18 protein-coding genes and 1 pseudogene are annotated in these 18060 nt (G+C 69.3%); 10 read left to right on the top strand and 9 right to left on the bottom strand.

What is annotated here, in order from left to right; genetic code table 11:
• Positions 1–225 (bottom strand): annotated as a pseudogene (locus VFV89_RS08215) (PucR family transcriptional regulator); the annotation flags it as partial.
• A 194-nt stretch (positions 226–419) separates the two neighbouring features.
• Complete coding sequence (locus VFV89_RS08210; RefSeq protein ID WP_329705436.1) at positions 420–818, bottom strand: hypothetical protein; 399 nt, start codon at positions 816–818, stop codon at positions 420–422.
• 99 nt (positions 819–917) lie between these two features.
• On the opposite strand from VFV89_RS08210, the gene VFV89_RS08205 reads away from it, so the two are divergent.
• A complete protein-coding gene (locus VFV89_RS08205; RefSeq protein ID WP_329705435.1) occupies positions 918–1745 on the top strand; it encodes an amidohydrolase family protein in 828 nt (275 codons plus the stop codon).
• Between the two features lie 94 nt (positions 1746–1839).
• Positions 1840–2325 (top strand): MSMEG_0572/Sll0783 family nitrogen starvation response protein, encoded by a 486-nt coding sequence (locus VFV89_RS08200; protein ID WP_329705434.1) that lies wholly within the window; start codon positions 1840–1842, stop codon positions 2323–2325.
• A 121-nt stretch (positions 2326–2446) separates the two neighbouring features.
• On the opposite strand, the gene VFV89_RS08195 is transcribed toward VFV89_RS08200, so the two are convergent.
• The 6 genes from VFV89_RS08195 to VFV89_RS08170 form a co-directional block, all read right to left on the bottom strand.
• Positions 2447–2683 carry a hypothetical protein gene (locus VFV89_RS08195; protein WP_329705433.1) on the bottom strand — a complete coding sequence of 79 codons (237 nt, stop codon included), beginning with the start codon at positions 2681–2683 and terminating at the stop codon, positions 2447–2449.
• Entirely contained in the window at positions 2680–4017 is a 1338-nt protein-coding gene (locus VFV89_RS08190) for an FAD-dependent oxidoreductase (protein WP_329705432.1), read from the bottom strand. The genes VFV89_RS08195 and VFV89_RS08190 overlap by 4 nt, the downstream gene beginning before the upstream one ends.
• Before the next feature lie 138 nt (positions 4018–4155).
• Positions 4156–4587 carry a hypothetical protein gene (locus VFV89_RS08185; protein WP_329705431.1) on the bottom strand — a complete coding sequence of 144 codons (432 nt, stop codon included), beginning with the start codon at positions 4585–4587 and terminating at the stop codon, positions 4156–4158.
• A gap of 171 nt (positions 4588–4758) precedes the next feature.
• Positions 4759–5376: a helix-turn-helix domain-containing protein gene (locus VFV89_RS08180; RefSeq protein WP_329705430.1), complete on the bottom strand. Its 618-nt coding sequence runs from the start codon at positions 5374–5376 to the stop codon at positions 4759–4761.
• Between the two features lie 89 nt (positions 5377–5465).
• Complete coding sequence (locus VFV89_RS08175; RefSeq protein ID WP_329705429.1) at positions 5466–6638, bottom strand: MSMEG_0565 family glycosyltransferase; 1173 nt, start codon at positions 6636–6638, stop codon at positions 5466–5468.
• Entirely contained in the window at positions 6635–8173 is a 1539-nt protein-coding gene (locus tag VFV89_RS08170) for a hypothetical protein (RefSeq protein ID WP_329705428.1), read from the bottom strand. The genes VFV89_RS08175 and VFV89_RS08170 overlap by 4 nt, the downstream gene beginning before the upstream one ends.
• Positions 8174–8399: 226 nt before the next feature.
• Here VFV89_RS08170 and VFV89_RS08165 point away from each other — a divergent pair, with 226 nt between their 5' ends.
• Both VFV89_RS08165 and VFV89_RS08160 read left to right on the top strand, forming a co-directional pair.
• On the top strand, positions 8400–9521 hold the full coding sequence (locus tag VFV89_RS08165; RefSeq protein WP_329705427.1) for an MSMEG_0568 family radical SAM protein: 1122 nt from the start codon (positions 8400–8402) through the stop codon (positions 9519–9521).
• Complete coding sequence (locus tag VFV89_RS08160) at positions 9511–10065, top strand: MSMEG_0567/Sll0786 family nitrogen starvation N-acetyltransferase (RefSeq protein WP_329705426.1); 555 nt, start codon at positions 9511–9513, stop codon at positions 10063–10065. Before VFV89_RS08165 ends, VFV89_RS08160 begins: the two co-directional genes overlap by 11 nt.
• Here the strand turns inward: VFV89_RS08160 and VFV89_RS08155 are convergent.
• Positions 10046–11041, bottom strand: coding sequence for an AIR synthase related protein (locus VFV89_RS08155; protein ID WP_329705425.1), 996 nt, complete (start codon positions 11039–11041; stop codon positions 10046–10048). The genes VFV89_RS08160 and VFV89_RS08155 overlap by 20 nt on opposite strands.
• Before the next feature lie 80 nt (positions 11042–11121).
• Here VFV89_RS08155 and VFV89_RS08150 point away from each other — a divergent pair, with 80 nt between their 5' ends.
• Genes VFV89_RS08150 through VFV89_RS08125 form a run of 6 tightly spaced genes read left to right on the top strand, consistent with a single transcriptional unit; the run spans position 11122 to position 18054 of the window.
• Entirely contained in the window at positions 11122–11895 is a 774-nt protein-coding gene (locus VFV89_RS08150; protein ID WP_329705424.1) for a phosphosulfolactate synthase, read from the top strand.
• On the top strand, positions 11892–12803 hold the full coding sequence (locus tag VFV89_RS08145; RefSeq protein WP_329705423.1) for a DUF7714 family protein: 912 nt from the start codon (positions 11892–11894) through the stop codon (positions 12801–12803). Before VFV89_RS08150 ends, VFV89_RS08145 begins: the two co-directional genes overlap by 4 nt.
• Entirely contained in the window at positions 12788–14149 is a 1362-nt protein-coding gene (locus VFV89_RS08140; protein WP_329705422.1) for an adenylosuccinate lyase family protein, read from the top strand. The genes VFV89_RS08145 and VFV89_RS08140 overlap by 16 nt, the downstream gene beginning before the upstream one ends.
• The gene (locus tag VFV89_RS08135) at positions 14146–15111 is read left to right on the top strand and encodes a 1-aminocyclopropane-1-carboxylate deaminase/D-cysteine desulfhydrase (protein WP_329705421.1); all 966 of its coding nucleotides are present in this window, start codon (positions 14146–14148) and stop codon (positions 15109–15111) included. Before VFV89_RS08140 ends, VFV89_RS08135 begins: the two co-directional genes overlap by 4 nt.
• Positions 15108–16622 (top strand): argininosuccinate lyase, encoded by a 1515-nt coding sequence (locus tag VFV89_RS08130; RefSeq protein WP_329705420.1) that lies wholly within the window; start codon positions 15108–15110, stop codon positions 16620–16622. The genes VFV89_RS08135 and VFV89_RS08130 overlap by 4 nt, the downstream gene beginning before the upstream one ends.
• Positions 16615–18054: a DUF1116 domain-containing protein gene (locus VFV89_RS08125; protein ID WP_329705419.1), complete on the top strand. Its 1440-nt coding sequence runs from the start codon at positions 16615–16617 to the stop codon at positions 18052–18054. Before VFV89_RS08130 ends, VFV89_RS08125 begins: the two co-directional genes overlap by 8 nt.
• The last annotated feature ends 6 nt before the right edge of the window (positions 18055–18060 follow it).

Genomic DNA, 18060 nt, shown 5'->3' with positions numbered 1-18060 from the left:
CGGAAGCTCGGTCCACACCCGACGCGCCGCCGAGAGATACAGGTCCACCCCCCGACCCGCCGGCACCCCGGCCTCGGCCGCCCGGCGACCCTGCAGCCGCACCGCCTCGAGCTGGGCCCGCCCCGGGAACCGACCGAACGTGGCCGCCTCGGCCAGCATCGGAAGATAGTCGCCCAGGAACTCCGCCGACACCCCACCGGCGTCCCGGCTGGCCAGCTCGGCCACCCGCAGCAGCCACCCCTCACCCTCACCCGAGCCCCGCGCGACCCCAGACCCTGCGTCCCCGGGCCGTTCACCGTTCACCCGCACACCCCCGCCCATCTACCCCACCACGGCCCAGTACATGGCAGATCCACACGCGCGACAAGAACCCCCAAGCCGTACCCGCGCACCCAACGCATGCTGTGGGCCGAGCGGCTCTATGCCTTCGTGGGCCGGTCATCAGGTTCAGCAACGATCTGGTCCGCCACGAGATCTCTCCAACGATGGGCGCGCGCTGCGTCCAGCACGACGCCGATGTCGAGCCCGGGTGTCGGGGCCGCAGCGGCCGGACAGTGTGGCAGGACGTCGGCAGGATCGATGCTGCAAAGCTCGGCGAAACTGTCGCACTGGGACCGCAACACGCCGAGGACCTCGCCGACCAGAGTGACCGCTGCCTCGTAGAGGTCGGGATCGACCATGATCCAGGGATAGAGGCGATCCTCGGCCGCACTCCATCGCGCGGCCTCCGGCGGCGGCCCGCCTTGTCGGGCCCATGGCAACAGCTGCTGCCCCTCGGCCGCGAAGCTGAGTCTCCGAGGTGGCATGGGGTTCGTCATGCATCAACTATAGTAGACGTTCGACAGTAGTATATGACGCCACGTCGGCGATCGTCGAGCCTCTATTATCCGATACGTGTGTGTTGTATAGTAAACGTCATGGCCACGACGCTCGTACATGACGCTCATCGACACATCGGCCTTCTTCCGGCCTATCCGTTCTACGGCGGACCTCCCGTCCACCCGGACAGCTCGGCACGCGGCACCGTCGCGGAGCTCTTGGCCGACCTGGACGCGGAAGGCACCGAGCGTGCGCTCGTCATCCCCAACTACGGAGTGCCGGACCCTGCCGTGTCGTTCTCGTTCAACGAGCTCGTCCTCGAGGCCGTCGCCAAGGACGACCGGATCAGCTGCGGGTTGTGGTGCTCACCCAGACCTCAGGACACCGAGCTCAACGCCACCGCCCTCGCGCTCGCCGCCGAGAAGGGCGTCAAGGTGCTCAAGACCAGCTTCCTGCTCGGGGGGCGGGCCGACGACGAGGCGTGTCGCCCACAGCTCGACCGGATCTTCGACACCGCGCGGGAGCACGGACTCGTGGTCCACGTCCACACGTCCTCCGGGGGCGCATCAGACATCGACACCGTCGGTTCGCTCGTCGAGCGGTACGGCGACGACGTCAAGATCCACCTCGTACATCTCGGCGGCGGGGTCAGCGCGCACATCAAGCTGATCGGCAGCCGCCTGTTCGACTGGATCGAGGCCGGCAAGCAGGTCTACACCGACACCAGCTGGGCCGTGGGCTTCGCACCGCGCTGGCTGGTGAAGGAGATCGAGCGGCGCGGGATCGGTCACGATCGCCTGCTGTTCGCCAGCGACGAACCGTGGGGCGACCACGCCGGCGAGCTGGCCCGGCTTCGGGCCGCCGCCGGGGACGGGGAGCTCGGCGACATGATCCTGCGCCGCAACTTCGATTCTCTCTACGGCTGACCCCCAGCCTGCCCCCAGGGGATCGGCGGGCGCTCGACCGCGCCAACGCACCACCCAGGCACCATCCGCGCAAAACCTCTGAGAGGAGCAACACATGGTTGACATCGTCGGTGAACGGGTCAGCACGGGCGACGCCATCGTCGACTACGAGGACAAGGTCTTCCCCGACCACCAGGCCGAGCCGGGCCAGAAGGCGTTCGTCTTCTACCACTGCGTGCCGTTCGAGAGCTCTGCTTCGCTGGTCAACCTCCTGACCGCGACCAGGATCCTGCGCAAGGGGTTCGAGACCCACTTCGTGATGTTCGGTCCCGGGTCGCTGGCGGCAGCTGCGACGCGCGGCTACCCCAAGGTCGGCGACGAAGGCTTCCCCGGCAACCTGAACTACAACAACCTGCTGCAGCGGTTCATGGACGAAGGCGGTCACGCCTACGCGTGCCGGTTCTCCGCGGCCGCCCTGTACGGCATGCGTGAGATCGACATGATGGAAGGCGTCAAGCCGATCAACCCCAAGGACATCCTTGACGCTGCGATCACCGCATGGAAGGAGAAGGCACTTGTCCTGAACACCTGGACCATGTAGCCGCTACCGCCACTGCGACCCGATCCTCCGGGGCAGCCAGGGCGCATCCCGACAGCGGGGCCGAGACCGGCCCCGCTGTTGTGCTGTCCGGTGGGCCGCCCGGGTCAAGGCAGCCGACGAGTCAGCTGCTCCAGTGACGGCGGTGGCTCCCCGGCATCGCCAGGATGATGGAGTGCTTCAGCCTCCAGGGGAGCCGCCGGTAGATGGGCACGAAGACGCGTTTCCAGAAGAGCACCTGTGGCGTCCGGGGCCCGACCGTCGGTGGCCGGTCCAGGTACTGCTCGGCCAGACTCGCCTGGACCTCCTCGAGCAGATACCTCTCGGAGTTCGTCCGGAGCCACCGGAAGAAGCCGGTCATGCTTGGCCCGCGGCCGCGAGGCCGTTCTGCGCAGCCAACGCCATGGGCTCGTTCAGCGCGCCGATCGCCGGCGAGTACACGTTCTCCATCCAGGCGATGTCGTGCAGGGTCAGACCCTTGCGAGCAGCCATCGCGAGGAAGTCGCAGCGTTCCTTCACCCCCTCGCCGCCCACGAGCTGGGCGCCGATCAGCTTCAGCGTTCCGGGTTCGGCGAGCAGCTTCACCCGGATCTTCTTGAAGTCCGGGTAGTAGCGCGCGCGGGAGATGCCTTCTGCGACTCCCAGCACGAAGGGCAGGCCCAGCGCGCCGGCCAGCGCCTCACCGAAGGACACGCCACCGACCATCCACTTGCCGCCGACGAGCCCCCAGGGGACGTAGACGGGCGAGTAGCTTCGCAGCTTCCCGGCGGCGCCGCTGCCGGCCACCTTGCCCTGGGCGTACGCATGGCTGCCGGACAGGCCCTGGACCGGCACCCCGGTGGTCCCCTGGGGCACCTCGACGCAGTCACCGGCGGCGAAGACACCTGGCACCGAGGTCTGCATGTGTTCGTCCACGATGATGCCGCCGGTCGAGCCGAGCTTGATGCCCGCCTGCGCGGCCAGGTGGTTGTTCGGCCGCTTCTTCGCGCCGATCACCACCATGTCGACGGGGATGTCGCCGTCGGAGGTCGCGACGGCGTGCACCCGCTCCGTGCCCAGGAAGGCCTTGACCTCGGTGTTCAGATGGACGTGCACGCCCATCTCGCGCCATGAGTCCTCGACGGGAGCCATGATGTCTGGATCGGCGATCTCGGCCATGGCCCAGGGGTGAGGGTCGACCAGGTGTGTCTCGATGCCCCGCTGCGCCAGTGCGGTCGCCATCTCCACACCGATCGGCTGGGCTCCAGCGATCACCGCGCGCTTGACGGTGTCGAGGGTCTCGTCCCAGCGTTGCGCCGCGCGGATGTCTCTGACGTAGTAGAGGCCATCGAGGTCGATGCCGGGGATGTCGGGTCGTTCGTACTCGAAGCCGGTGCCGATGACGAGCCGGTCGAAGCGGACAGCGGGCTGCCCGGGAACCTCCACGGTGCGGTCGACCAGGTTGATCGCGCTCACGACCGTCTCGTAGCGGATGTCGAAGCCCTGCGCTTCGTAGTGTTCCTTGCCGAGCAGGATCAGCCGGTCGAAGGAGTCGATCTCCTTGCCGTGCACGTACGGAATCCCGCACGGGCTGTAGGCGACGTCCTGCAGCTCGGTGAAGACGACCACACGGGCGTCCGGGTCCACCTGCTTGGCGGCACCGGCGGCGCCCATGCCGGCAGCACTCCCACCGATGACCACGATCGTGTTTGCCATCCGCTGCGTCCTTCCCCTGCACGTCGCCTCGCGTGCACGAGCACCCGGTTGGGCCCGACCACGCTCAGCCACTCGGCCACGCCGTCACCCGGTGTGCTGGCCACGCCTGCCTCTACTATACGATATGATCATCCACTATCAAAGACGTGCGCGGGGCGTTGGGCGCGAGGTGGATCTCGGGGGTCCCTGACCGTGCCGGGCCGCCCGGGCCGCGATCATGGCGATGTCCGTCGCGAGGCTGAAGATCCGCTCTGCACGGTCCGGATCCGACCAGCGGTGGCGCTCGAAGAACTGCATCCAGGCCTCTGGAGCAATGACGGGCGACTCGGCGTACTCCAGCTCCGGCCACGTCACCGCCAGCTCGAAGAGCTCCAGGAGCACGTCAAGGTCGGTCTCGATCCCCATCAGGATGCGGTGGTGTGGCTCGGTCGCCGTCTCCGCACCGAAACCACACCCGCCTCGACATCCCATCACCCGGAGCGTGGCCACACCCTCGACGACATCGACGTCATCGACGCACTCGAGTGGCGGATATGCGGTCACTGACTTGACGACTGGCTTCATGGTCACCTCGGGCTCCTCATGCGCCACGCCGGCGGACTCCCTCACCCGGCTCCTGGCCCGACGGTAGGCAGCCGTGAGAGGTTGGGACACGGCTGCAGACGGCAGGTCTGGGCCGGCCCGCCTGCCGGTCACTGGCAAGTTGGCGAGGCCGGCACGGCGCGTGCCGGTCCGCGCGAGTCAGCCGTCGCGCAGCGCGATCCACAGGGCGTGCGCGTCGACGTCGCCCGGGTTGTGCCAGTGGTGGGGTTGATCGCCCAGGAAGTGGAGCGAGTCGCCCACGCCGAGCTCGTGCTGGGTGCCCGCGAAGTCGAAGACGAGGGTGCCCTCGAGCATGACGACCAGCTCCTCCCCTGCATGGACCAGCGGCTTCTCACCGCTGGTGGCGCCCGGAGAGACCGTGGCGAACGCAGCTGTCGTGCGGAACAGGGCGCGAGGGCCGGACACACCCGCCAGGGTCAGCCCTTCGTGCCGGGCCGCCTGGGTCGGCCGTTGCGACGCCGGCGTGAACACGACCGAGTCGGGGGGCGCACCGTCCTCCTCGACGAAGAAGGCCACCGGGCGGTCCAGAGCCGCTGCGACCTTCAGCAGTGTGGTGATCGTGGGGACCATGTCGTTCCGCTCGATCTTGTGGATCGCCGCGGCCGACACCTCCGCCTTGACCGCGAGCTGTTGCAGCGAGAGCCGCTGCTCCTGACGGAGCATCTTCACCTTCGGACCGATCGAGCCGACGATGGCGTCGACCTGCCCCTTCGTCGGGACCGAGTTCGCTTTGGTGCGGCGTTTGGTCTTGGCCATATCCTCTATCCCCGAGCGTCGCGACATTCAGTTCAGTGAACGAAATTCAACCATGGTGAGTGGCTGGGCGCCAAAGACCACCAGACGTGTCACGACGCCAGCTGCGCGTACAGACTGGCGTGCTCCCCGGCGGCGCGCTGCCAGGTGAAGGCAGGGAGCAGGTCACGACCGCCCCGGACCAAGGTCTGGCGCAGTGCCGGGTCCGTCACGAGCCTGCGCATCCCGGCCGCCAACGACTCCGGGCTTCCGACCCGGGTCATCACAGCCGTCCGGTCCGGCGTGAGGTACTCACGCAGCACAGCGATGTCACTGGACACCACGGGGAGGTCGGCCGCCATCGCCTCGAGGACGGCAAGCCCCCAGCCCTCCTTGACCGAGGGGAAGACGAGCGCGTCTGCGCTCCGGTACCACTCGTGGAGCTCGGCATCGCTGACCGAGCCGGCAAGGACGACATCGCGGCCGAGGTGCAGCCCCAGGCCGGGCAGCGCCGCGAGGACGTCGTCGCGATATCGGGTGTAGTCCTGGAACGTGTGTCCCCCGACGACCACGAGGACGGGCGAAGGATCGAGGTTCTGCTTGAGGATGGCCATCGCCTCCATGAGGAACGCGCTGCCCTTGCGTGGTTCGATCCCGCCCACCGACAGGAACATGAAGCGGTCGGCCACCCCGGCGCCCTGTCGTCGTGCGGCGCGCCGTCCCGGGTCGATCGGAGTGAACCGGTCCGCGTCGACGCCGTTGTGGATGACCACGGCGTCGACTCCGTAGTCCGCCTTCAGCCGGTTGCGCCAGTCCTCGCTCACGACCACCAGCTGGTCCGGTTCGTCGATGGCCTTGCGCTGACAGGTGACCAGGGCCGCCGAGGTGAAGTCGTCGACGTGGTGCACGGTGCGCACCACGCGTACGCGGGCGCCGGCGTCTCGGACCCGCGCAGCGGCGCGCGCCGAGATGCAGTCCTGCGTGTGGATGATGTCCACCTCGTCGGCGATCCTCGACAGCCCCTCCTCGAGATCGTCGATCGAGGCGAAGACCCGCCCTTCCAGGGTGTCAGCGGGAGGAGATGGGAGGACCAGCGAGTACGGCGCGCGGACGGATCGGAAGAAGCCCTCACCGGGGTTGCCGAGCGCGACGACGCGAACCTGCATCGCTCGGTCCGCCATCGCGTCTGCGAGTGACAGCGTGTGCACGACGCCGCCCCGGGCCTTCGTCGAGTAGGTCACCAGCGCCACTCGAGGTCCGTCGGCTCGCGCGGGGACTGGGTTCACAGCCGGATCCTCGCCAGGCTCGGGTCGCCGGTGGCGATCGCAGCCGCGACGAGAGAGGCCCTCGCTGCGGTCTCGGTGACGATGCAACCAGCCTGCACCAGGGAGTCGCACTGGGCCCGGTAGCCCTGGGGGTCCTGCTCGGTGCCGAGGACGTAGGCGACGACCTGGGGACCACCGTCGGTCATCGCGGCTCGTGCCGCCGGCGCGAGGGTCTTGGCGGGGTCCGGGTCCGCACCGTGGCCCAGGACCACGTCGAGGAGGATCACCGCGACCTGCGCATCGGCTGCGTGCTCGCGCACGAGCTCCAGCCGCGCCGCGGCGTCGATCATCGGGTGTGGTCGGCCGCGCGTGTACTCCTCCTCGCCGAGGTCCAGGCACAGGTGGGACCCGGCCGGCGCCGGTAGGCCCCACCCCGGCGTGATCGGCGTGTTGGAGCGCACCTCCCCGATGGTGCGACCCAGGATGACCAGGGACTCATAGCAGAGCGTGCCACCGGAGAACAGGCCCCGGATCAGGCGGCGACCCGGCGTCAGCCTGGCCCGAGCCTCCTCCAGCGACGGCCCCGCCGTCCCAGCCGTGTCCGGCGCGGTGACCCGCAACGCCGTGAGCGTCGCGGTCACGCCTGACTCCAGGGTGTCGGCGAGGACGACTCCGGGAGGCGCGCGGAACTCCGGGTCCAGTCCGATCAGGGCGGCGACCAGTGGCGTGTCGCCTGCCGCGCCGAGCACCGTTGCCGCCACCTCCGGGGCAGGTGGCTTGGAGACGAGGAGGATGACCTTCGTCGCCGGGTCCTCGCGCAGCGCCAGGATCGCCGAGCGGGCCATCCGCCCGCCCACCTCCGAGGAGAGGTCGCGGCCGCCGACACCGATGACGTGGCTGACGCCCACTCCCCAGCGGTCGAGCAGCGTCATGACCTCCTGGGCGCCGGTGCCCGCCGCAGCGACGACTCCGACGGGCCCCGGCGTGACCACGTTGGCGAAGCCCAGCCCGATCCCACCCAGCAGTGCGGTTCCGGCGCCCGGCCCCATCATCAGCAGGCCTCGTGAGAGCGCGTGGTCCTTGAGTGCCACCTCCTTCTCGAGGGGCACGTTGTCACTGAACAGGAGCACGCTGAGGTTCTCCGACAGGGCCTCGTGGGCCGCCAGGGCCGCGTAGTCCCCCGGCACCGAGACCACCGCGACGTTCGACCGTGGCTGTGCCAGCACCGCGTCCCGCAGCGACGATGGCGCATCCCGCCGACCGACCTCGCTGGGAGCCGAGCCTGTCGAAGCGGCTGCCGACTCGCCGGCGGCCAGCGCCTGGGCGGCGATCGAGTCCGTGGCGGCCCGGACGACGAGGACGAAGTCGTTGGCACCCGCATCGGCCAGCTGTGCCGGATCGACACCTTCGCCTCGAAGCGTCTCGACGTTCGCCGGCGTTGCCATGGTCGCGTTCGCCCAGTCGACACCGTCGACGTCGCGCATCGCTCGCATCCCGCGGAGCTGGACGACCGAGTCGACGTAGGTGTCGTGGAAGAGCCTGATGGCGACAGTCACGCGGACCCCTCCCTCCATGGATGTCGGGTCTCGCGAGCACGACCACGCTCGCAGTCAGACGTATCGCATACTCTGTTGTCGTATACTATACTAAACGTCAGGGCCCCGGTGAGGACGCCGGGCTCCGGGCCCGGATCGTCTTGTCGAGCAGATGCCGGAGGGCGCTATGAGCATGGGTGTTGGGTCGTCGGCTGTCACATCACTCGAGTCGCCCGCGACCCCGGGCGTGGCAGCCGAGGCGCTGGCAGCGCTGGTCGTGGACCTGCAGGCGCGTGGCCTTCGGGTCGAGGTCCCGCTCGAGCGTCGGATCGGGGGCGCCGGTCCATCCGACTCCGGCATGCTGTGGGTGGGCGGCTTCCCCCTGACGGTCCCGACCGACAATGCCGCCGCAGCCGACTCGCCCTATGCGCTGAGGGCCGAGGACGACGGCTACGCGATCTTCGAGGGCGATCGGAGACTGGCTGGCGCCTCCACCCAGCAGCGCCCTCGCTTCTACGACCTCAGCACGGCAGATGGGACTCCGTACTGGAAGATCGGGCTGATGCACCTGGACTCGTTCGCGAGCACCGTGGTCCAGACCTGCGCCTACTGGGGCAACGACGACCAGTGCAGGTTCTGTGGGATCGGGGTGTCGCTGGACTCCGGTCGCACGATCGTCAAGAAGAGCCCGGAGCAGCTCGCCGAGGTGGCGCTGGCTGCCAAGGAGCTCGACGGCGCAGTGGACGCGACACTCACCACTGGAAGCTCCAACGGAGTCGACCGTGGCGCTCGCTACGTCGCCCGATGCGGACATGCCGTGCGCGAGGCCACGGCGCTGCCCGTCGAGGTCCAGTTCGAGCCGCCGAGGAAGCTCGAGGTCATCGACGAGGTGGCCGACCTCGGCATCGACTCGGTCGGCATCCACGTCGAGTCCTTCGACCCCGACGTGCTCGCGCGCGTCGCGCCCGCAAAGGCTCGGACCGGTATCGACCAGTACTTCCGGGCCTGGGAGCGCGCCGTCGCACGATTCGGTGAAGGCCAGGTCTCCACCTACGTCATCCTCGGCATGGGTGAGGACCCGGAGATCACCGTCGAGGGCTGCCGGCGGGCGATCGACATCGGCGTGTTCCCGTTCGTCGTGCCCATCAGGCCGGTGGCGGGAAGCCTGATGGCCGACGTCGTTCCGCCGGACCGGCTGTACACCGAACGCATCTATCGCAAGGTGGCCGCTCACATGGCCAAGCGCGGCATGGGCTCCGACATCGCCAAGGCCGGCTGTGCCCGCTGCCAGGCGTGCTCGGGCCTGCAGAGCGTCCAGGCGCTCCTCCAGATCGGCAAGCCCCCCGCGCAGACGTCGCATGCAGGCTGACCGGGGGCTCGAAGCGCCCGCCCTCGCGGCCCGGACCGGGATCGTGTGCACACGCGCTCGAACGGCCAGCGAGCGCGCCGACCACCTCGCCATCCGTCACCAGGTCTTCGTCGACGAGCAGGGGGTGTTCGGCGACTCGGACCTCGACAAGCACGATCGGGACCGATCCACTGTCGCACTGATCGCCTACTGCGACGAAGTCGTCGTGGGCACCGTCCGGCTGTTCCAGCTCGACCCGGCTGCGGGCACGTGGCAGGGCGACCGGCTGGCTGTGCTCGCGCCGTACCGCACCCGCGGCGTGGGAGCTCCGCTGGTCCGATGCGCGGTTGCGACCGCGGCCACGCTCGGTGGCCGGGTCATGACCGCCCACATACAGCTCCCGAACGTCGACTTCTTCGAGCGGCTCGGCTGGACCCGCACGGGGGGGACCGAGCTCTATGCGGGACTCCCCCACCAGCCCATGCGCATCGTCCTGCCGAGCCGGAGCGAGGCCCTGGCGCTGGTGAAGAGGCTCGAGGATGGGGTCAACGAGCGAGGCCAGTGACCTCTCGGAGGCGGAGGTCGATCACGGTGGCCTGAGAGCGTCCCGAGCGCAACGCCAGCAGCCCGGACTCGTCGACCACACCCACCACCGCAGCCTCGAGGCCCCGGGTCTGGAACGCCGAGAGGCATTCGTCCTCGCGCCCCGGGGGCGCGCAGAGCAGGAATGCGTACGCCGGGAAGCAGGTCAGCCAGTCCTGCATCGACAGGCCGACCGGAGCCGGGAGCCGTTCCAGGTCCAGCGTCACCCCCAGCCGGCTCCACTCGAGCAACATCGCCAGCGAGCCGACGAGCCCGGCCATGCTGACGTCCTTCGCTGCGACACAGGCACCCGAGCCCGCAAGAGAGGCGAGGACGCGGACATCGCCGCCCATCCTGCCGACGCGCTCCTCGAAGGAGCGGAAGAACGGAAAGTCGGGACGCAACGTCCCCGTCGTGCAGGCGGCCGCGATCAGCGACTGACCCGGAGCGACGTTGGTGGTGGACAGGACTGCCGCGGCTCGACCCACCCCGAAGGCAGAGACTGCCGGAGCGCCGTCGTGCAAGGTCAGGTGCCCACCGGCCAGCACCACGTCGTACCACCCGCAAGCGTCGCTCATGCCGCGCAACGTCTCGCGGGCCAGCTCAGGGCTACCGACGATCGTGTCGACGATCGCTTGGGGAACGGCGCCCATCGCGGCCAGGTCGTTGACATTGGCCAGCACCGCTGCGATGCCGGCGCCGTAGGGGTCGGCGGCGACGAACGCCGGAAGCAGAGCCTCGCCGCAGGCGATGACGTGCTCGCCGTCCCCGCCGAGTGGCGAGGACCCGGCGGGGGGACCCACCACCGCGCCGTCGTCTCCTGGGCCGTGGACCCAGCTGGCAGCGCCCAGGACCTCGCTGACGAGCTTGATCTCGTTCTTCGCCCTCAGAGCCGGGTGCGACTGCAGGAAGCCCGCCAGCTCGGCCAGCTCGCGCTCGCCCATCCCACCGGTGCTCATGGACATCCTCCACAGGTTGGTGAGTGCCGACCCAACGGCCGACCTGTCGGAAAGTGAATGATCTGTATAGTATAGGCAATATGAGCTCTCCCGCGTTCCTCGCCCTGCCGGAGCGCAGCCCCAAGCCCAGAACGGTGGGCCTGACCCATGTGCTGGACAAGGGGCTGACCCTGGAGGCGGCTCGGTCGGCGCTGGCCGCGGGGGCACCCCACGTGGACATCTGGAAGTTCGGCTGGGGCACGGCCTACCTGGACAAGGCGCTGCCCGCGAAGCTGGAGCTGCTGAGGACCTACGGGATCCGCTCCTGCTTGGGCGGGACGCTCCTCGAGGTGTCCTGGGTCCAGGGCAAGGTGCAGCAGTGCCTGGACTGGGCTGCCGACGTCGGGATCGACAGCGTCGAGGTTTCTCGCGGTGTCGCCGCCATGACCCTGACCGAGAAGCACGAGCTTCTCCGACGGGCCGCGCAGCTTTTCGTCGTGATCTCGGAGGTCGGGAGGAAGAACCCCGAGCAGGTGCTCACCGCCGAGCAGTGGACCCATGAGGTGGCCGGTGACCTCGCCGCCGGAGCCCGCTGGGTGATCACCGAGGGCCGGGAGAGCGGGACGGCCGGGATCTACCGGAACGACGGCTCGATCCGCACCGACGCCGTCGCCGCCGCAGTCCGTGGCGGTGGAGTCGACCGGCTCCTCTTCGAGGCCCCCCGGAAGGACCAGCAGGCCTGGCTGATCCGCACGTTCGGTCCCGAGGTCAACCTCGCCAACATCGCGACTGACGACGCCCTGGCTCTGGAGACGTTGCGGCTGGGACTGCGCGCCGACACCTTCGACGGCGCCCGGCGACGGCTGCCGGCGTGACCGAGCGGAGGGAGGCGCTCAACGCGTCGGGGACGAACGTCGTTCCCGGCGCCTATCGGGGGGTCGCCGTGGCCTCGGTCGGCTGCGAGCTCGACGAAGCATCGCTCCGTCGGCACTTCCTCGGGCTCGAGGCCTACCGCCGCACCCGGTTCATCGTGGTCCGCAACGGTGCCGAGACGGCCCTCGTCGCCGTGCAGAAGGCGTCGTGGGACCCACTGTTCTCGCCCATCACGGCTCTTCGGCTCCTCGTCGACGCCTCCGAGTGCGTCTACCTCGAGGAGCCGGACGTGGACACGTCCATCCCGGGCGCCCTGGCCAGGGCAGCCAGGACCCATGCACCCGGCAAGCGGGGTGTCGTGGTGCAGGGCAGGTACAGCCACGTCAGCTTCATCATCGACCCCGCTCCGCTTCGGGTGACGGTTCGAGAGGTGGTGCCGCCGTACCCGCCGAAGCTCCTCGACCAGGCCCAGCACGTGCTGGACGTCGCCGAGCACCTACCGCCCATCGAGCTGGTTCCCGACGCCGTCGAGCTCGACCAGCTGGCGCGGTCCCGGACGTCTGCGAACTACCTCCTGCCCTGCCGTGGGGGTGGCGTCTCGATCCAGGGGGCGACCACCGACTACCTGGACGAACGTCCTGACCGGCGAGAGTGGACGCTGGTCGGATGTGAGCGGTCCCAGCAGATCCACGAGTGGTTCTACGGCGAGCGCGCCGAGCAGGTCGACATCTGCCCGCGCAAGAGGGTCGGTGGCACTGGGGCGGTCCTCGCCAAGTGCTGCCTGCTCGAGACCGACCTCGAGGTCGACGACGACCGCGTGATCGTGCCGTGGGGCGCCACCCTGAGCCAGGTCTCCGAGGCACTGACGATCCTGACCCGCGAGTGGGAGCCGATGTGGGCACCCGCCTGAGCGAGTCGCAGCAGTACGGCCACCTCTGGGGAACCCACGAGCTGGCCGAGGTCTTCGAGGAACGCGCACGACTGCAGAGCTGGCTCGACATCCTCGTCGCCCTCGCCGCGGCCCAGGCGCGACTCGGCATCATTCCCTCCGAGGCGGCGGCGCAGATCGCCCTCAACGCGCGCGCATCGCAGCTCGACCTGGAGCTCGTGGCCAGCGAGACCCGGCGCACCTCCCACTCGATGCTGGGCCTGATCCGCGCGCTCCAGCAGGTCCTCCCCGACGAGGCCCGAGAGCACGTCTTCGTGGGCGCCACGGTCCAGGACGTCACCGACACCTGGTTCGCCCTGGTGATGCGCGACGTCGGGTCAGTGCTGTGGAGAGACCTGCGCGCGATCGAGGACGTGCTGTTGGCCATGGCCGTCGAGCATCGCGACACGCTCATGGTCGGACGGACTCACGGCCAGCCGGGCTCGCCGATCACCTTCGGCTTCAAGGTCGCGTCCTGGGCCGACGAGGTCCGGCGCCATCTCCAGCGCCTCCTGGAGGGACGGCCGCGATGGCTGGTCGGCCAGCTCGGTGGAGCAGTGGGCACGTTGGGGTTCTTCGCGCCGTACGGCGTCCAGCTGCGCGCCGAGTTCTGTGCTGGGCTGGGACTCTCCGAGCCGCCCATCTCGTGGCTGACATCGAGGGATCGGATCGCGGAGTTCGGCGCGCTGCTGGCCACGATCTGCGCAACCTTGGCCCGGATCGGCAACGAGGTCTACGAGCTGCAACGTCCGGAGATCGGCGAGCTGCGCGAGCCGACCACGGAGGACACGGTCGGGAGCATCACGATGCCTCACAAGCGCAATCCCGAAGGCGGCGAACACCTTGACACCCTGGCGCGGCTGGTGAGGGCCAACGCCCAGGTGCTCACCGAAGGGATGGTCGTCGGGCACGAACGCGACGGGCGCGGGTGGAAGGCCGAGTGGATCGCCCTCCCCGAGGTCTGCCTACTGACCGGCGCTGCTCTCGAAACTGGCCTCCGTCTGCTGTCCGGTCTGATCGTCGATGTCGAAGCGATGCGGAGCAACCTGGACGGTCACGGCGACCAGCCGGCGTCCGAGCGCATCCTCGCCGGGTTGACCACGAGGATCGGCAAGCACAGTGCCCAGCGCCTCATGCACGATGTCCTTGCACCCGGATCACGCGACGTCCACCACGTGTTCGACGCATTGGTCGCCGCCGGTGAGGCCACGGAGCACGATCGAGATGCGTGGATCAGCTGGGAGGTCGGCGACGCCGGCATCATGGTCGACGCGGTGGTCGACCGCGCGCGGCAGGCCCGGTCGTCGGAGCCGGAGGCATGGGCATGAGCCTCCCTCGGATCGAGCTTGCACTCCTGCCGACGCCCTTGGTGCGCGCCACGCGGCTGGAGCGTGCTCTCGATGCCGGGCCGATCTTCATCAAGCGAGATGACCTGACTGGCTTCGGCATCGCCGGCAACAAGGCGCGGGCCCTGGAGTTCCTGATCGGCGCTGCCGTGGACGAGGGTGCCGACACATTCGTCGCGGCCGGCAGCCCGTCATCGAACTTCTGTGCAGCTGCGGCGATGGCTGCGCGTGTGGTCGGGATGGACTGTGAACTGCTCTTCCCCGGCGCCCCGCTCTCGGCTCCGGCACCGAACGTCGAGCTGGCGCGCGCGGCGGGTGCGCACCTGCTCTTCGGCGCCGTCGAGACGCGCGACCAGCTCGATGACGCCGTCCTCGAGCATGCAAGCCTGCTTCGCGCACGAGGACGGCGCCCTTACGCGGTCCCGCGGGGCGGTGCGACGGCGACTGGCGGCCTCGGGTACGCCCTGGCAGCGAGGGAGCTCGCCGAGCAGTGCCAGGCAGCCGACGTCTCCGCACGGACGGTGGTGCTGGCGACCGGCTCCGGCGGAACCCAAGCGGGGCTGGTCGCCGGCACAGTCGGGTTCGGGCAACGATGGCGGGTTGTCGGCGCCAGCGTGAGCAGGCCGGCTCAACCGATGGCGGAGCGGGTCCTCCGACTTGCGCGGGCATGTGCAGCGTCGATGGGTCTTGACGAGCCGTGCGGGGACCAGGTCGACGTCCGTGACTGTCGGGGCCCGGGTTTCGGTCTCACCTCGGACGAGGATCGGGTCAGCTCCCACCTGGCGCTGGCCCACGAGGGGCTGTTGCTCGACGACTACTACGGGGCGAAGGCCATGAGCCTGTTCCGGGCAATGCTGACCGCCGGCGCCGAGACCCCGGCGGTGTTCTGGCACACCGGAGGAGTTGCCGCAGCGCTCGCCGTCCTGATGGGAGGCAGCTCATGACGCCGCCGATCCGACGCAGCGGCCCACCTCAGGCTGGGCCGTCGCAGGAACTCATCGACAGCGGGTTCGCCCTGGAGAGTGCGGATGCACCCTTCCTCCATGGGGGCTTGAACCTCGCCGACCTGGCACACGTGCTGGACCTGCTGCGACGCGAGATCGTCCCGGCACCAGCGGCCCGTGACCTGCTGCGCCTGCTGCTCGAGGTGCAGCAGATGCCGGCCGAGGACTTCCCGTACGACCCCTCGTTCGGTGAGCCCTACAACTCCCGCGAGCACTTCTTCGTCCAGCGACTCGGCAAGGTTGCGGGGTGGCTCCATGCCGGCCGGCCACGACGGGAAGCAGCCCGGATCGCGTTGCGGATCCACGTCCGGGATCGGCTCCTCGAGCTCGTCGAGGCGGTGGTGCAGCTGGCCCGCCAGACCACTGCGCTCGCCGCCCGGAACATCGACACGTTGATGCCGGACCAGACCTACCTGCAACAGGCCCAGCCGTCGACCTTCGGCCACTACGTGTTGTCGTTCGTCTACCCCGTCATACGAGACGCCCATCGACTGCTGGGCGAGTTCGACGACATCAACCGCAGTCCCGCCGGGGCCGGCTGCGTCAACGGAACCCGTCTCCTCGACGATCGAGGGTTCGTCGCGGCTGCCCTGGGCTTCGACGAGGTCATCGAACACACGCGCGACGCGATGTGGGAGATCGACGGGTTCATCCACGTCCTGGCCAGCGCGGCCAGCCTGCTGTCCACGCAGAGCAAGCTCGCCGAAGACCTCGAGATCTGGTCGAGCAGCGAGTTCGACTTCGTGGATCTCGCGGACGCCTACACCCGGTCGAGCATCCTGATGCCGCAGAAGCGCAACCCATACTCGCTGTCGATCGTGCGTGGAGCATCGGGGGTGCTGATCGGGCGCCTGACCGGGTTCCTCGCGGTCGCCAAGAGCCCGTCCGCGCGGAGCGACAACCTGATCTTCGCCTACGGCGAGGTGCCGCGGGCGCTGGACCTCGCGATCCGTGTCACGCGTCTGATGACCGGGGTCGTGCGCACCCTGCACGTCAACGCGGAACGGATGGCCGACGGGCTCGACGCGGGCTATACCCAAGCCACCGACCTCAGCGAGTTCATCGTCCAGCGTTGCGGCGTCGACTATCGCAGCGCCTATGAGGTCGTCGGCAGGGCAGTGCGCGAAGCCAGCAGGCACGGCATCGCCGGCCGAGACATCACCGGCGTGATGCTCGATGAGGCTGCCACTGCCGAGACGGGGAAGCCCTGGGGACTCGCAGCCATGGACCTGACCTCGGCTCTCGACCCCCGCGTGATCATCGAGAGCCGCAAGGGCACAGGTGGTGCGGCCCCGAGCGCGGTCGCGTCGATGATCCGCCAGTGCGAGCAGGACGCCGATGACCTTGCCGACGTCGTGCGGCAGCGTCGTCAGGTGCTCGACCGGGCCGAGGAGGAACTGCTCGACCGAGCCAGGTGCACGACCGGAGAAGTGGAGGGTACCCATGGCTGATCCAACCCGCGCGATCGCGCTGCCGGACGAGGTGGCCGTGGTCAACGTGGGCCTTTCGTTGTTCGCCGACGCAGTGCGGGACCAGGCCGCCTCAGTGGAGAACGTCGACTGGCGGATACCGGCCGACGGACGGCTGGACCTCGTCGGCGACCTGGAACGGCTCTACGGGCCGCGCGCGGCCGGCATCGACAAGGCCAACAGCGAGGCAGTGCGGAGACTGGACGAGAGCGTCGCACTCCTGGTGGGCATCGGGCCGGCCGAGAGCCTGGTCCCGGGGCTGCCCGACCGAACACTGCTGCACTGCGGTCCAGCCGTCGAGTGGGCGGACGTCTGCGATCCCCTCCGCCGCTCGATGCGGGCCGCGACCGTTGCCGAAGGGTGGGCCGGGTCCGTGGAGGAGGCGGACCTGATCCTCTCCGACGGCGCGGTGACGCTCCGGCCGGCATACCAACACGACACCGTAATGCCCATGGCGAGTGCGATCGGTCCGTCGGCACCGGTGTTCGCAGTCGACAACCGCGACGGTGGGACTCGCGCCTTCGCACCGATCAACCAGGGACCAGGCGAGACGGCATGGTTCGGCCGCGATACGCCGGCGGCCATCGCCAGGCTCGAGTTCCTGCGTGCGGTCGCGGGGCCGATGCTGAGCAGCATCCTCGAATCCTCGGGCCCGATCGACATCTTCGCTCTCGCTGCCCAGGGGGTTCAGATCGGTGACGACGTGCACATGCGGACGCAGGGCACGACCAACCTGCTGATCCGCAACCTGCTCCCGCAGATCGCGGATCTCCCCGCCCCAGGACGGGTGGAGCTGGCGCACTACCTGTCAGGGAACCACCTGTTCTTCCTGAACCTGGCGATGGCAGCTGCGAAGGCCGCAGCGATGTGGGCTGAGCAGGTCGAGGGATCGAGCATCGTCACGATGATGTGCCGCAACGGAACGTCGTACGGCATCCGGCTGGCGGGCTCTGACGAGGTCTTCACCAGCGCGGCCCCGGCCGTCGAAGAAGCGATGTACTACCCCGACTTCGGACCCGAGACGAGCGCTCCCGACATCGGCGACAGCGCGATCCTCGAGCTGGTGGGGCTGGGCGGCGCGGCCGCGGCGGGCTCACCAGCGGTCGCCGGCTTCTTGCCCGGCGGGATGGCCGATGCGGTCAGGATGACCGATCGCATGGCGTCCATCTGCGTTGCGAGGAGCACACGCTTCAAGCTACCCACCTCGAACTACCGGGGAACCCCGGTCGGGGTCGACGTACGACGGGTGGTCGACCTGGACACGACGCCCAAGGTCACCACCGGAATCCTGCACGCGAGCTCGGGGGTCGGCCAGATCGGGGCCGGGGTGGCCACGGCTCCCGCCGGATGCTTCCGCGCGGCTGTGCGGGCCCTGGCAGCCGACCCGTCCACTTCATCCGACAGGGCGACGTGACAGGGG

It is taken from the genome of Nocardioides sp. (genome assembly GCF_036274455.1).
Classification (GTDB): Bacteria; Actinomycetota; Actinomycetes; order Propionibacteriales; family Nocardioidaceae; genus Nocardioides.
The sequence above is the reverse complement of the archived record's forward strand: the minus strand, read 5'-3'. Positions and strand labels throughout refer to the sequence as shown.

Coding starts and splice junctions, on each gene's coding strand:
- VFV89_RS08210 (WP_329705436.1), bottom strand. CDS start 818: ATGACGAACCCCATGCCACCTCGGAGACTCAGCTTCGCGGCCGAGGGG.
- VFV89_RS08205 (WP_329705435.1), top strand. CDS start 918: ATGGCCACGACGCTCGTACATGACGCTCATCGACACATCGGCCTTCTT.
- VFV89_RS08200 (WP_329705434.1), top strand. CDS start 1,840: ATGGTTGACATCGTCGGTGAACGGGTCAGCACGGGCGACGCCATCGTC.
- VFV89_RS08195 (WP_329705433.1), bottom strand. CDS start 2,683: ATGACCGGCTTCTTCCGGTGGCTCCGGACGAACTCCGAGAGGTATCTG.
- VFV89_RS08190 (WP_329705432.1), bottom strand. CDS start 4,017: ATGGCAAACACGATCGTGGTCATCGGTGGGAGTGCTGCCGGCATGGGC.
- VFV89_RS08180 (WP_329705430.1), bottom strand. CDS start 5,376: ATGGCCAAGACCAAACGCCGCACCAAAGCGAACTCGGTCCCGACGAAG.
- VFV89_RS08160 (WP_329705426.1), top strand. CDS start 9,511: ATGCAGGCTGACCGGGGGCTCGAAGCGCCCGCCCTCGCGGCCCGGACC.
- VFV89_RS08155 (WP_329705425.1), bottom strand. CDS start 11,041: ATGAGCACCGGTGGGATGGGCGAGCGCGAGCTGGCCGAGCTGGCGGGC.
- VFV89_RS08150 (WP_329705424.1), top strand. CDS start 11,122: ATGAGCTCTCCCGCGTTCCTCGCCCTGCCGGAGCGCAGCCCCAAGCCC.
- VFV89_RS08135 (WP_329705421.1), top strand. CDS start 14,146: ATGAGCCTCCCTCGGATCGAGCTTGCACTCCTGCCGACGCCCTTGGTG.
- VFV89_RS08130 (WP_329705420.1), top strand. CDS start 15,108: ATGACGCCGCCGATCCGACGCAGCGGCCCACCTCAGGCTGGGCCGTCG.
- VFV89_RS08125 (WP_329705419.1), top strand. CDS start 16,615: ATGGCTGATCCAACCCGCGCGATCGCGCTGCCGGACGAGGTGGCCGTG.